General features: G+C 70.5%; 11 protein-coding genes and 3 pseudogenes. 7 read left to right on the forward strand and 7 right to left on the reverse strand.

Annotated features, from left to right (window positions below):
• Positions 1-160 precede the first annotated feature (160 nt).
• From FDO69_RS35445 to FDO69_RS35455, 3 genes and pseudogenes are all read left to right on the forward strand, one after another.
• Positions 161-1,368: pseudogene (locus tag FDO69_RS35445) on the forward strand (argininosuccinate synthase-related protein).
• Between the two features lie 105 nt (positions 1,369-1,473).
• Entirely contained in the window at positions 1,474-2,205 is a 732-nt protein-coding gene (locus tag FDO69_RS35450; RefSeq protein ID WP_104786761.1) for a 2OG-Fe dioxygenase family protein, read from the forward strand.
• Between the two features lie 49 nt (positions 2,206-2,254).
• Positions 2,255-3,223: a DMT family transporter gene (locus FDO69_RS35455; RefSeq protein ID WP_104786764.1), complete on the forward strand. Its 969-nt coding sequence runs from the start codon at positions 2,255-2,257 to the stop codon at positions 3,221-3,223.
• Here the strand turns inward: FDO69_RS35455 and FDO69_RS35460 are convergent.
• Positions 3,158-4,150 (reverse strand): helix-turn-helix transcriptional regulator, encoded by a 993-nt coding sequence (locus FDO69_RS35460; protein WP_104786767.1) that lies wholly within the window; start codon positions 4,148-4,150, stop codon positions 3,158-3,160. The genes FDO69_RS35455 and FDO69_RS35460 overlap by 66 nt on opposite strands.
• Before the next feature lie 323 nt (positions 4,151-4,473).
• Here FDO69_RS35460 and FDO69_RS41410 point away from each other — a divergent pair, with 323 nt between their 5' ends.
• Together FDO69_RS41410 and FDO69_RS35465 are read left to right on the forward strand one after the other, a co-directional pair.
• Positions 4,474-4,614: a hypothetical protein gene (locus FDO69_RS41410; protein ID WP_159030678.1), complete on the forward strand. Its 141-nt coding sequence runs from the start codon at positions 4,474-4,476 to the stop codon at positions 4,612-4,614.
• 4 nt (positions 4,615-4,618) lie between these two features.
• Complete coding sequence (locus FDO69_RS35465) at positions 4,619-5,431, forward strand: type 1 periplasmic-binding domain-containing protein (protein WP_104786769.1); 813 nt, start codon at positions 4,619-4,621, stop codon at positions 5,429-5,431.
• A 27-nt stretch (positions 5,432-5,458) separates the two neighbouring features.
• Here the strand turns inward: FDO69_RS35465 and FDO69_RS35470 are convergent, their stop codons facing one another.
• Positions 5,459-6,694, reverse strand: coding sequence for a cytochrome P450 (locus tag FDO69_RS35470; RefSeq protein WP_104786772.1), 1,236 nt, complete (start codon positions 6,692-6,694; stop codon positions 5,459-5,461).
• Positions 6,695-6,912: 218 nt separating this feature from the next.
• Here FDO69_RS35470 and FDO69_RS35475 point away from each other — a divergent pair, with 218 nt between their 5' ends.
• Positions 6,913-8,082 (forward strand): steroid 3-ketoacyl-CoA thiolase, encoded by a 1,170-nt coding sequence (locus FDO69_RS35475; protein WP_104786775.1) that lies wholly within the window; start codon positions 6,913-6,915, stop codon positions 8,080-8,082.
• Here the strand turns inward: FDO69_RS35475 and FDO69_RS35480 are convergent.
• Both FDO69_RS35480 and FDO69_RS35485 read right to left on the reverse strand, forming a co-directional pair.
• Positions 8,066-8,341 (reverse strand): DUF397 domain-containing protein, encoded by a 276-nt coding sequence (locus tag FDO69_RS35480; protein ID WP_104786778.1) that lies wholly within the window; start codon positions 8,339-8,341, stop codon positions 8,066-8,068. The genes FDO69_RS35475 and FDO69_RS35480 overlap by 17 nt on opposite strands.
• Positions 8,301-8,600 (reverse strand): annotated as a pseudogene (locus FDO69_RS35485) (Scr1 family TA system antitoxin-like transcriptional regulator); the annotation flags it as partial. The gene FDO69_RS35480 and the pseudogene FDO69_RS35485, both read right to left, overlap by 41 nt.
• On the opposite strand from FDO69_RS35485, the pseudogene FDO69_RS42475 reads away from it, so the two are divergent.
• Positions 8,575-8,799, forward strand: a pseudogene (locus FDO69_RS42475) (hypothetical protein); the annotation flags it as partial. The pseudogenes FDO69_RS35485 and FDO69_RS42475 overlap by 26 nt on opposite strands.
• 31 nt (positions 8,800-8,830) lie before the next feature.
• On the opposite strand, the gene FDO69_RS41415 reads toward FDO69_RS42475, so the two are convergent.
• From FDO69_RS41415 to FDO69_RS35500, 3 genes are all read right to left on the reverse strand, one after another.
• Complete coding sequence (locus FDO69_RS41415) at positions 8,831-9,880, reverse strand: M23 family metallopeptidase (protein WP_159030679.1); 1,050 nt, start codon at positions 9,878-9,880, stop codon at positions 8,831-8,833.
• 85 nt (positions 9,881-9,965) lie between these two features.
• Positions 9,966-10,241 carry a peptidoglycan-binding domain-containing protein gene (locus tag FDO69_RS41665; RefSeq protein WP_159030680.1) on the reverse strand — a complete coding sequence of 92 codons (276 nt, stop codon included), beginning with the start codon at positions 10,239-10,241 and terminating at the stop codon, positions 9,966-9,968.
• Positions 10,242-10,423: 182 nt separating this feature from the next.
• Positions 10,424-12,478 (reverse strand): bifunctional glycosyltransferase 87/phosphatase PAP2 family protein, encoded by a 2,055-nt coding sequence (locus tag FDO69_RS35500; protein WP_104786785.1) that lies wholly within the window; start codon positions 12,476-12,478, stop codon positions 10,424-10,426.
• Between the last annotated feature and the right edge of the window lie 281 nt (positions 12,479-12,759).

Consider the following 12,759-nt stretch of genomic DNA (forward strand, 5'->3'; position numbering starts at 1 on the left):
CTCATGGGGCGATCTTGAGGGGCGGCTCGCCCGTAACCGGCGTCGAGATCCGCGTCCGGGTCCGGTCATGGCCGGGCGCGGACTGCCGGGACGCATTGTCGGGCCGGGGGTCCGCACGGAAGTCTCCTTGCCTGTGACCAGTGCAGAGGTTGGAGAGGCCATGCGTTCCCCGCTCATACGTTCCTTCTCGCAGCTCGACTCCCTGGACCCGGACCTCCCCGTCGTGACGCTGTTCAGCGGCGGGCTCGACAGTTCGTATCTGCTGCTGCGGCTGCGGCGGATGGGCATCCGCGAGGTGCACGCCGTGAGCGTGGACATCGGCGAGGACGAGTCGAGCGGCTACAAACGCCAGGTCGCCGAGGCGCTCGGCGCGACGATCCACATCCTCCACCGCCGGGCCGAGTTCGCCGAGCAGTACGTCGCTCCCGCGATCGCCGCCCAGGCCGTGTACCTCGGGATCCACCCCGTCAGCTCCACGCTGAGCCGTCCGCTGATCGCGCACAGCGCGGTCGAATTGGCCCGTGCGCTCGGCGCGCAGGCCGTGCTGCACACCGCCAACCGCTCCCAGAACACCCTGCGCCGCCTCAACGGTGCGCTGACGCTGCTCGGTTACGAGGGCGTGTTCGGCAGCCCCTACGACCTCGATCCCGTCACGCGCGACGACAAGCTGGCCGAGCTGCGCGACGCCGGCATCGATCTGCTCGCCGGGCGGATCGTCAGCGGCGATTCCAACCTGTGGTGCCGCGAGTTCGAGTCGGGCATCCTCGACGACCCCGAGCTCCACGAGGTCCCCGAGGAGATGTACACCTGGAGCCGGCCGACCGCCCTCCCCGGCGACACCGACACCCTCACCGTCACCTTCGAGCAGGGACTGCCCGTCGCTCTCGACGGAGAGCGGCTGCCTCTGACCCGGCTGATCGAGCGCCTCAACCGAAGGGTCGGCGCGTACGGACTCGGCCGCTACTCCGGCCTGGAGCACCTCGACCACGGCGAGAAGGTCCTCGAGATCCGGGAGAGCCCGCCGCCTGGCTCCTGCTCAGCGGCTACCGGCACATCGAGAGCGCCTGCCTGGACGCCGAACTCATCCGCGAGAAGCGGCATCTGGAGCAGGTCTGGACACGCGAGGCCCTCGAAGGCCGCTGGTTCGGCGAACTGCGGCTCGCCGCACAGGTGTTCATCGATGCCTGCGCCGCCCGCACCACCGGGTCCGTGACCTGGCGGCTGCGCAGCGGTGGTGCCGACACGCGCTCCATCACCGCCGGAGAGCCGCTGTATCTGCGCGACCGGGAGGCGTGGGAGGAGCGGTCGATCAGCGCGGAGTCCGCGCCGTTCGCCCCTGCGGCCGCCCCGGCCCTCGCCGCCGTCTGACCGACCCTGCGCGCCCCCCTTCTCGCCCCCTTCTCCTTCATTCGCGGATTCCACACGCGGATCCCACCCGCGGACCTCACCGCGGTCTCACCCACGGAGTACGCCATGACCACTGCCGCAACCCGCCACCCCGCCGCCGACGACGCCGTCAACGCCCTCGCCGGGCGCGGCGGTCATCTGATGGCCTCCGCGCAGCTCTCCGCGCTCGCCGGTGTCGGCGCCGCCGACTGGGCGCGGTTCGCCGCCCACTGGGACGAGCTCACCCTCGACACGTACATGGCCGACGGGGGCACCTACCGGTACCGCCGCTACGGCCAGTTCGAGCTCGACCCGGCCGCGGGCGCCCTCACCCTGCTGCCGCACGCGCCGTACCGTCAGGAGTCGGACATCAATCCGCTCAACGGCGGCATCGAGCGCGTCTTCGCCCCGCTGACGGAGTCCTTCACCGGTGAGCCGCTGCTGCGGTCCGTCATCGTCGAACTCGGCCGGATCTTCACCGACGTCGACGGCACGGCGTCATGGAACGTGAAACTGCACCCGTACCGCATCAGCGCCTCCGCCGACCAGCAGGGGCAGCCCGCGCCCGAAGGACGGCACCGAGACGGTGTCACCTTCATCACCTCGCTGCTCATCGGCCGCAACAACGTCACCGGCGGTGAGAGCGCCGTCTACACCAACGCCGGCGAACACCTGATCACAGCTACCCTGTCCGAGCCCGGTGACCTGCTGCTGGGCGACGACCGCCGCACGCTGCACTCGGTGACCCCGGTGCGCCCGGTGGACCCCGAACGCGCCGCCCACCGCGACGTGCTGGTGATCGCCTACACGGCGCGCTGAGCCACCTCCACCCCTCCGACCTCCACCGTCCGCTGCCCTAGGAGCCCCCATGACCGTCAAAGCGGCCCGCCGCGCCTGGCTGACCGATCTGCCCGTCCTGCTGGTGGCGGTGGTGTGGGGCTCCAGTTATCTAGCCGCCAAGGAGGTCACCACGGCGCAGACCGTGCTGGCCGTGCTCGTCCTGCGGTTCGGTGTGGTGCTGCCGGTCCTGGTCGGCACCGGGTGGCGCAAGCTCAGGGCGCTGGAGGGGGCGCAGCTGCGCGGGGCCGGCGTCCTCGGGCTGATCCTGTCCGGGATCTTCCTGTTGGAGACGTACGGCGTCGTGCACACCTCGGCGACCAACGCCGGGCTCATCATCAGCCTCACCATGATCTTCACGCCGCTCGCGGAGAGCCGGATCACGGGCAGGCGGCCCTCCGGGTCGTTCCTGGCGGCGGCGGGTCTGTCGGTGCTGGGTGTTCTGCTCCTCACGCAGGGCGCCGGGTTCACCGCGCCGTCCCTCGGTGATCTGCTGATGCTGGGCGCGGCCGTGGCCCGTACCGTGCACGTGCTGGCGATGTCGCGCATGCGGTCGGTGCAGGGCGCGGACTCGATGTCGATGACCACGGTGCAACTGGGCGGCGCGGTCGCGGTGTTCGCGGTGCTGTCCACGCTGCCCGGCACCGGCAGCACCACGTGGGCCGCCGCGGCGGATCTGGACGCCGGGGACTGGCTCTGGCTGCTCTATCTGTCGGTGTTCTGCACCCTGTTCGCGTTCTTCGTGCAGATGTGGGCCGTACGCCGTACCTCGCCCTCCCGGGTCAGCCTGCTGCTGGGCACCGAGCCGGTGTGGGCCGCCGTCGTGGGGGTCACCCTCGCGGGGGACCGGCCGGGCTGGGTGGGGCTGCTGGGCGCGCTCCTCGTGCTCGCGGGCACGGCGTGGGGCCGCAGCGCGGCCGCCCCGCGGCAGACGTCAGTCGTCGAGCCAGCCGAGCCGGACGGCGCAGACACCGGCCTGGAACCGGCTGGCCGTTCCTAGCCGTTCGGTCAGTTCGGAGACGAGGCGGCGGACCGTGCGCTCGGAGACCCCGAGCTTGCGGGCCATCGCCTCGTCTGTGAGTCCGCCCCCGAGCATCCGCACCAGCTCACGGTGGCGGCCGGTCGGGTGCCAGTCGCCCTCGGGGCTGTCGGTCGCCGACTCGGTCAGCACAGTGGCGCTTTCCCAGCTGTGCTGGAAGATCCCCCGGAACACCCCGGCCAGCGTTTCGCCGCGCAGCACGATGGCGGCGATCTCCCCGTCCGCGGTCCGGGACGCCGGCACGATCGCCAGCGAGCCGTCCACCACGATGAGCCGCATGGGCAGGGTGTGCGCGGTGCGGACCTGGGCGCCCGCGCCGTTCAGCCGCCGCAGATACGCCGTCACGTGGGGGGTGGAGGCCGCCGAGCGCAGATGGATCGTCCGCATCCTCACGCCGCGGCCCAGCACGAGCCGGTCGCGTTCGAGCCCCGCCTCCACCATCTCCGCGGGCAGCGGGCGACCGGGGTGCAGGGACAGCACTTCCTCCTCCGCCCGCCGCGAGGCGTCCTCCAGAACCGCGGATACATTGGCCATACCATTGACCACCTCCATCTGAACGGAGGCCAACTCCCGGGCGTACACCGGCTGGAAGTCCGCCAACACCTGGGCGAGCGCGGAGCGGGTCTGCCGGACGGCGCTCAGCAGGGCGTCCGTGTGCTGTTCCTCGTCGAGAAGCAGCTTGCGCAGTGCGGTGTCCGGGGCGAGGGCCGTCCAGCCGTTGCGGTGACCCGACGACGGCACCAACAGGCCAAGTTCGCCGAGCAGTTGGAGCGCGCCGGCGAGCTCGCTCCCGCTCCAGCCGCGGTGTTCGGTGAGGGTCTGCGGGTTCCAGTCCGCGTTGTCGAGAGCGAGGCGGTAGAGCTCCTGGGCTCGGGCACGCACGTCCACCGGAATGGGTCCCCCTACTGAGTGATGAGCGCTGTCCCCCGTGAAGCGCTCCCTCGGGGATCTTAGGAAGGGTCCCCCGCAGCGGGAAAGCGGTGGTCCGCCATTCGGACCGCCGTGGATGGCTGAACGGACGAGCGACGGACGGCTGCCCACCGTGCTCCGCACGCCGTCCGCCCCTGGACATGGCCGGTGCCGGACCTCCCTCCGGATGGCCGCGGACGGTTCCGCCGGACCATGATGATCGCCCAGCGTCGCCGCCGACCACGCAGCGACCGACCAGCGACTCGACGCCCGTCGAGCGACGATCACCCAGGGGGACCCTCATGTCCGATTCCCAGCTGCTCCGTGGCCTGTTCGCGCTTCTCGCCACCGCTCTCGTCCTCGGTGGCGTGCAGAGCGCCGCGGCGACCACGACCGCGACCCGGGCCGTCGTGACCAGCGGCGACTCACTGATCTGGGGCTGACCGGGTGGCCAGACCGAGCATCGCCGTCGTCGCGCCGCTGACCGGGCCGCGCACGGACTGGGGAGCGGCTCTCCTCGGCCAGCTGGAACGGATCCGCAGGGCCCGCCCGGACGCCGCCGAGTGGCACGTCTACGACGAGGCGCCGGAGGTCGCCCGGACCGTGGCCTGCGCCGGACACGCGGCCGTCGTCGGCCACAGCGACACGGAGGACGCCCGCAGGGCCCTGCCGGTGTACCGAGCCGCCCGGCTCCCCTGTCTGCTTCCCTTCGTCAGAGCCGGGGCGCCCGCGCTGAGCTGGGCACCGGACGGGGACGTACTGGCCCGCAGGATCGTCGAGGCGGCGACGGCTCTCGGCGTGAGCGCGCTCGCCGTCGCCCCGGACGAGGAACCCCGCTGGCGCGCGCTCGGGCGCGCGGTCGTCGAGGAGGCCGACAGGGTGGGGCTCGCGCCGGGCCCCGGTGGCGCGCTGGCGGTGCTGGCGCCGCAGGACCGGTTCGCGCGTTTCCTGCGGGGCACGGGTCCCGTCCTCATGCCGACGGACTGCGGGCTGGTCTCGTTCGCTCACCTGCGCCAGGCGGCATCGGGCCGCGAGGTGTGGGCCATCCACCCCCAGACGTGCGCGGTACGCCGCGCCAGAGCCGCTCTCACGGCACTCGCGCAGGCCGTGTCCGAGGATCACGCACCGCGCGGAACGGCGCTGACGGACGCCGTGCGGGCGCGTTCGGGAATCCTGCTCACCGCCGACGGAGCCCCCCTGGGTGACGGCTGGCTGATCTCCCGGCTCCCGTGGACGTGCGCGGCGAGAACGCCGCTGTGACCTCCCTCCCACCGGCGGGGTTCACCGTCAGCCCGTGCTCACCGGCAGCTCCTTGACCCCGTTGATCCACGCCGACCGCAACCGCCGCGGGTCCCCGACCAGCCTCAGCCCGGGCATGGCGTCGGCGATCGCGTTGAAGATGAGGTTGATCTCCAGCACGGCGAGGGACTTGCCCAGGCAGTAGTGCGGGCCGCCGCCGCCGAAGCCGAGGTGCGGGTTGGGATCGCGGGTGACGTCGAAGGTGTCCGGGTCGTCGAAGACCTCGGGGTCGTGGTTGGCCGAGGCGTAGAACAGCCCCAGCCGGTCGCCCTTGCGGATGCGCTTGCCGCCGAGTTCGGTGTCCTGGGTGGCCGTGCGCTGGAAGGCGGCGACCGGGGTCGCCCAGCGCACGATCTCCTCCGCCGCCGTCTCCGGGCGCTCGCTCTTGTACAGCTCCCACTGATCGGGGTGGGTGAGGAAGGCGTGCATGCCGTGGGTGATGGCGTTGCGGGTGGTCTCGTTGCCCGCGACGGCCAGCATCAGCACGAAGAAGCCGAACTCGTCGGAGCCGAGGTTGCCCTCGTCCTCCGCCGCGACGAGCTGTGTGACGATGTCGTGGGCCGGGCACTGCTTGCGGTCGGCGGCCATGTTCATCGCGTAGGCGATGATCTCCGTGGCCGATTCGGCGCCGACCTCCTCGGTGATGGCGTACTCGGGATCGTCGTAGGCGATCATCTTGTTGGACCAGTCGAAGATCTTGTCCCGGTCCTCCTGGGGGACGCCCATCAGCTCGGCGATCGCCTGGAGGGGCAGTTCGCAGGCGACCTGGGTGACGAAGTCGAACGGGCCGGTGTGCGCGCGGGCGGACGCGACGATGGCCCGGGCCCGCGCCCGCAGCCGGTCCTCCAGCGCCCGGATCGCCCGGGGCGTGAAGCCGCGCTGCACGATCTGCCGGACCCGGGTGTGCTCCGGGGGGTCCATGTTCAGCAGGATGAGCCGCTGCGCGTCGATGGCGTCGCGCTCGATGTGCTCGTTGAAGCGGATGATCGCCGTGTTGAGGGACGACGAGAACAGCTCCGGGTGTGTGGAGACGTACTTGACGTCGGCGTGCCGGGTGACGGCCCAGTAGCCCTCGTCCTGGAAGCCGGCGAGACCGGCCGGCTGCGGCACCCAGCAGACCGGTTCGGCCCGGCGCAGCTCGGCGAACTCCGGCAGGGGCACGCGGTGGTGCAGCAGGTCGGGGTCGGTGAAGTCGAACCCGTCGGGCAGCGCGGGACAGGGCATGGGCGGCTCCCACCATTCGTACCGACTCATCGGTCTGACGGCCCATCAGCTGTGCGGAGTTGCGGTGACGGTAGTAACGGGTTCTACAAGTAGCAAGAGGCACGGGCCCGCCAATTGCCCGCACGACTATTGCGGTCACCGAGTGGCGCTCAGCACACTGCTTGCAGAACTAGAACGCGTACTAGTTCCGCTGAGCCTCCCGGAGAGGACCCGCACCCATGGCTGCCGAACCCGTGATCGTCGAAGCCGTACGCACCCCGATCGGCAAGCGCGGCGGCGCGCTCGCCCATCTGCACCCCGCCTACCTCCTGGGCGAGACCTATCGCGAACTCCTCGGCCGCACCGGCATTCCCGCGGACTGCGTCGAGCAGATCGTCGGCGGTACGGTCACCCACGCCGGCGAGCAGTCCATGAACCCCGCGCGCACGGCCTGGCTGACCATGGGGCTCCCGTACGAGACGGCCGCGACGACCGTGGACGCGCAGTGCGGGTCCTCCCAGCAGGCCTCGCACATGGTGGCCAACATGGTCGCGGCGGGCGTGATCGACGTCGGCATCTCCTGCGGGGTGGAGTCGATGTCCCGGGTACCGCTGGGGTCGGGCTCCAAGCACGGGCCGGGCAAGCCGTTCCCCGACGAGTGGAACGTGGACCTCCCCAACCAGTTCGAGGCGGCCGAGCGGATCGCCCGCCACCGTGGCCTGACCCGTGAGGACGTCGACGCGCTGGGCCTCGCCTCGCAGGAACGGGCCGCCCACGCCTGGGCGGAGGAGCGTTTCAAACGAGAGACGTTCGCGGTCCAGGTGCCCACGACCGAGGAGGAGCAGCACGCCGGGCAGGGCATGTGGCGCCTGGTCGACAAGGACGAGGGTCTGCGCGACACCACGGCAGAGGCGCTGGCCGCGCTGAAGCCGATCATGCCGACGGCGGTGCATACGGCGGGCAACTCGTCCCAGATCTCCGACGGGGCGGCGGCGATCATGTGGGCGTCGAAGAGGATGGCCCGGGCGTTGAAGCTGAGGCCCCGGGCCCGGATCGTGGCCCAGGCGCTGGTCGGTTCCGACCCGCACTTCCACCTCGACGGCCCCATCGACGCGACGAACGCCGTGCTGGGCAAGGCCGGGATGTCGTTGAAGGACATCGACCTCGTGGAGATCAACGAGGCGTTCGCGTCGGTGGTGCTGAGCTGGGCGCGGGTCTTCGACCAGGACCTGTCGAAGGTGAACGTCAACGGCGGCGCGATCGCGCTCGGGCACCCGGTGGGAGCGACCGGGGCCCGGCTCATCACGACGGCACTTCACGAACTGGAGCGGGCCGACAAGGAGTTCGCGCTGATCACCATGTGTGCGGGGGGCGGTTTGGCCACCGGCACGATCATTCAGCGGTTGTAGACGCCCAGTTGACGAAGGTGGTGAAGGCGGCGGGATCGAGGGTGAGGATCGGTCCCGCCGGGGTCTTGCTGTCGCGCAGCGCGACGGTGGCAGAGGTTTCGGCGACCTCCACACAATCACCGCCTTGGTCACCGCTGTGCCTCGACTTGCGCCAGGTCAGCGTGCCGACTGGCGCGCACTCCACGCAATTGCCGCCCTGATCGCCGCTATAGCTGGAACTACGCCACTGAGTCCCCGCCGGAATCGTGATGCTCGCCATAGCGCTCCTCCATCACTCGCCGGATCAACTTCGCCGAGTCCCTGAGGGAGAGCGCGGCGGCCTGGAGATGATCGTAACGGAGCGAGCAGTCCTTGACGGTCTCCGGATTCGCGGTGGGATGCCCGCTGCCGTATCCCTCCGTATAGACGATGCTGGCATCGCTTGCGAAGCGGTAGACGTCGAACGAGCCCTGCATTCCTGCGTGCGCTCCAGCCGAGAACGGCAAGATCTGAATGTTGACCCGTGGGTTGCCTTCAAACCGCCGCATCGTCCGCTCCTTCTTGGAGGAGTGGCGGATGCCCGAGCTGTCGGACGCCGTGGAGGTGGGCGTGACCGAGCTGCTCGCCAACGTCGTACGGCACGTCCCGGACCGGCGCTGCGCGCTGCTGTTGCTGCGGCAGCGCACCGGTGTGCGGGTGGAGGTCACGGACGGCAGCGATGAACTGCCGCGCATCCCGCAGGTGTCGAATGCGGCGGGCCCTCCGAGGATCAAGGTCCTTCCAGTCCAGCCCACTCCTCGTTTCGGACACGGTAGGAGCGCCCGCCCCATTGAACGGCTTCCACGTCACCGACACCGTCCTCATGACCGGAAGTCAAGGCCGCACCGTCCAGCGTGTGATCCCACCCGCTCGTGGTGGCCGTCAGGGTCACGGGCCGGTACGGCCTGCCGGCCCTGCGATCATCTACACCGAGATGAACCCAGGGCGTGCGCCGTACGCCCAGTACCTCGTTCCGTCGCACCGAGGCCCCTGCGGCGACATTGAACGAGGACATGTGACAGACGGTGAGATTCATGCCGTCGGCCAGGTCCATCCCGAGGCATCCGGTGTCGCTGTCCCGCCACCTCACCGTTCCGGGGGCAGGGGAATAGACCTTCGCCGAGACAGCTGCCTTGTCCGTCGGCTCCAGGTCGACGGAGAACAGCTGGTTGGCGCAGTGATCAGGGCCGCGCCCGATGACACAACGGCCCTTGTTGTTGTGGTACCCCTGAACAACGCGGTACGGCGCTCGGCCTTCGCCGGAGCCGTGGCGGAACGGATCGGTGAGTGCTGTGGCGGGGACCCCCCTGGAGAGCTTCACCCTCACCGATCCCGCGTTGTCCGCGAGGCAGCGATCGTCGTCGTTGATACGCAGGCGAACCCGACCGCCCCGTGATGCGTGAAGGATCCGCCCCTGTGCCACCGGCGCAGCGGCATCGCCCGTTCCTTCCGCCAGGTAGAGGGTTCCGTAAGGCCTGTGGTCGTCCAGCTTGCATCCTTGGTGGATCCGGCTGTCCGCCGACGATGCGTAACCACTGGCCCCAACGCGTGGGAAGGTCCGGTGGTCGACCGTCCAGGTGCCGCTCAGATAGGAGACCGTGTAGGTCTCGCCTGCCTCGACCTTGAACCCCGTGTCCTGCCACCCCTTGGTGGCGGAAACCCGGGACACCACGGTCGGCCGGTCACTCGGTGCGGCCTCCCCCGAAGGAACAGGCACCAGGAACGCGGCGGTCGTTGCCAGCGCGAGCCAAGATGCCCACGTGCGAAGAGGGGCGGTCATCGAACTGGGTCCTCCACCTGCATCAGCGCGCGATCCGGTCACGTGCTCGGCACGATCACGATGCTCGGAATCCCTCCGAAGCCCGTCAGCAGAAGGGAGCGCCCGGCGCGTTGGCCCAGAAGGAGAGGAACGACCAGGTCTGAGCTCCGATGCGGCCGTCGACGACGATGCCGGCACACCGCTGGAAGTCCCTCGTCGCGGACTGCGTGAGTCGGCCGAAGTCGCCGTCCTCGTCCAGGCCCGCGCCGATCGCCTGGTTCAGGTAGCACTGGGCCTGCTGGACTGCCGCCCCGGAGGACCCCCTCTGGAGGGTCGGTCGGCTGTCGGTGAAGTTGCATATGTCATCCGGCCCCTGAGCCACGAGGGCTGTTGGACCGTTCAACTTTCCGGCGACTTGGGCGTGTTTCACCACGGCGGTCGCAGAAGTGCCATGTGATGCCGCTACAGCCGGTGCGCCGGCAAGGGAGATGGGAACGGCCAGCGCCGCTACGGCGGTGAGCAGACGTCGCATCCCGGTTCACCTCCAGGGAGGGTGCCTTTTTCTCATCGTGCGCGGCCCTGAACCGAGTTGCATCTCGGAGACGGATCGCGCCCGGGCGGCCGGGCGGTGGAGGCAGGCCGGCGTGGCCCCTGGAGGGCGTACGTGAGCCCGAAGCCCACCGCCACCACCACCGCTCCCCCGGCCGCGTCGAGCACCCAGTGGTTGCCGGTCGCCACGATGGAGGCGGCCGTGAGCAGCGGATGCAGCACGGCCAGCGCCTTCACCCACCACCGTGACGCCAGCACCGCGATCACGATGCCGCACCACAGCGCCCAGCCGAAGTGCAGGGACGGCATGGCCGCGTACTGGTTGGTGAGGTGCGTGAGCGTGCCGTAGTCGGGCCGGGAGAAGTCCTGGGTGCCGTGCACGGTGTCGATGAAGCCGAGCGTCGGCATCAGTCGGGGCGGGGCGAGCGGGTAGAGCCAGAATCCGACCAGGGCGAGCAGCGTGGCGAGGCCGAGTGCGGAGCGGGCCCAGCGGTAGTCGCCGGGGCGGCGCCGGTAGAGGAACGCGAGGACGGCCAGCGGGACCACGAAGTGCAATGAGGTGTAGTAGAAGTCGAGGACGTCGCGCAGCCAGTCGATCGTGACGACGGTGCGGTTGAGCCAGTGCTCGATGTCGAGGCGCAGGGCGCGTTCGAGGTCGTAGATCCGCCTGCCGTGCTCCTCGGCCTCGACGCGCCCGGCCGAGTTGCTGCCGCCGGTGGCGGCGAGACGGACCTGCGAGTAGGCGGCGTAGGTGACGCGCAGGAGGAGCAGTTCGAGCAGGAGGTTGGGCCTGCCGAGGACCCGGCGCAGGAACGGCATCAGCGGCACGTGCCGGAAGCGGGCCGGGGCGGTGGGCGCGTAGGCGGGCGGTTCCGGTGACCGGTAGGCGGGCGAGGAGCGGGACAGGAACGGCACGGCGGTGGCGGCGGCGAGAGCGGCCAGCAGGACGACGTTGTCGCGCAGCGGCCGCAGGAGCGCCATGTCGGGCAGCAGCATCCGGGCCGGAAGGGTCATCACCAGGACGATGGTGACCGGCCACACGTACCGGTCCGACGCGCGCGTGCCGACCCGGCCGACCACCGCGAGCAGCACCCACAACAGCTGGTGCTGCCAGGCCGTGGGCGAGACGACGATCGCGGCACAGCCGGTGATCGCGACAGCGAGCAGCGGCCTGCCGTCCTGGAAGCAGCGCACGGCCCGGCGCAGGGCGAGGACGGCGACGGCCGCGCCGAGCGACAGGAAGAGCGCGACCTCCGCGGGGCCGTCCAGTCCGAGCCGGAGCAGGGCGCCGTGCAGGGACTGGTTGGCGAGGTCGTCGGCCCGGCCGCCGAGGCCGGCGCCCGCCAGGTGGTGGACCCAGTACTGGGAGGAGTCGTGCGGCATCGCCGCCCAGGTGAGCCCGGTGCAGGCGGCGAAGGTGACGCCGGTGGCGAGCGCGGCGCGTCTGCGGCCGGTGCACCACAACAGGGGTGTGAACAGCAGCAGCGTGGGCTGGAGCGCCGCCGCGACGCCGATCAGCAGGCCGCTGGTCCGCTGGCCGCGGACGGTGAAGCAGCCCAGCAGAACGAGCAGGACCGGGATGATGCTGGTCTGGCCGAGTGACAGGGTGCTGCGGACGGGCAGGGACAGCATCAGCAGGCTGACGGCGACCGGCGCGGCCAGCAGTGCCGTACGGCGGCTGACCGGCTGGGGCAGGGCGCGGGCGACGGTCAGGCCGAGGGCGACCACGAGCAGCAGCGTGCCGAAGGTCCAGCCCCAGCCGAGGGCCTGTTCGGCCGAACGGGTGAGGGGTTTGAGGGCCAGGCCCGAGAAGGGTGTGCCCGTGAAGCGGGTGGAGTCGTAGAGCGAGCCGTTGACATGGAGGACGCCGTTCGGGCCGACCCAGGTCTCCAGGTCCGTCAGCCGCTCACCGCGCGGAGTGGCGAGGACCGCGGCCACCTGCCGGGCGGCGAGGACGGCGGCGATCAGCCACAGCCCGAGCCGGGCGGCGCGCAGGCGTGTGCGGACCCCGTCGACGGCCGTCGCTCCGAAGCCCTCCGCCGGTCGTCCGCCGTGATCCGCATTCGCCACGTCTCATCGGCCTTCCGCAGCAGTTCACCCCATATATCCAGAATGAGGGGTTTCTCCCGCGAACCCTATGGGGATCACGCGAGCCCGGGAAAGAAGGCGCGGGCAACCACGGATCCCTTGGCAACTGCACACCTGGAAGCGACAAGGATCACATGAAGATCAGGTGGGAACCGCTGGAGAGGGGGCAGAAGCACCTGCACAGCGACGGTTTACGTGCAGCGTGCAATGACTTTCGTACCGTCCGTGAGCGGAGCAAATCCGCCTATCGTCGCTCATTCGGC

This window comes from Streptomyces tibetensis (assembly GCF_007655005.1).
Lineage (GTDB): Bacteria > Actinomycetota > Actinomycetes > Streptomycetales > Streptomycetaceae > Streptomyces > Streptomyces tibetensis.

Excerpts from the sequence above, each read along its gene's own strand:
- FDO69_RS35450 (WP_104786761.1), top strand. The coding sequence starts at position 1,474 with ATGACCACTGCCGCAACCCGCCACCCCGCCGCCGACGACGCCGTCAAC.
- FDO69_RS35455 (WP_104786764.1), top strand. The coding sequence starts at position 2,255 with ATGACCGTCAAAGCGGCCCGCCGCGCCTGGCTGACCGATCTGCCCGTC.
- FDO69_RS41410 (WP_159030678.1), top strand. The coding sequence starts at position 4,474 with ATGTCCGATTCCCAGCTGCTCCGTGGCCTGTTCGCGCTTCTCGCCACC.
- FDO69_RS35470 (WP_104786772.1), bottom strand. The coding sequence starts at position 6,694 with ATGCCCTGTCCCGCGCTGCCCGACGGGTTCGACTTCACCGACCCCGAC.
- FDO69_RS35475 (WP_104786775.1), top strand. The coding sequence starts at position 6,913 with ATGGCTGCCGAACCCGTGATCGTCGAAGCCGTACGCACCCCGATCGGC.
- FDO69_RS35480 (WP_104786778.1), bottom strand. The coding sequence starts at position 8,341 with ATGGCGAGCATCACGATTCCGGCGGGGACTCAGTGGCGTAGTTCCAGC.
- FDO69_RS41415 (WP_159030679.1), bottom strand. The coding sequence starts at position 9,880 with ATGACCGCCCCTCTTCGCACGTGGGCATCTTGGCTCGCGCTGGCAACG.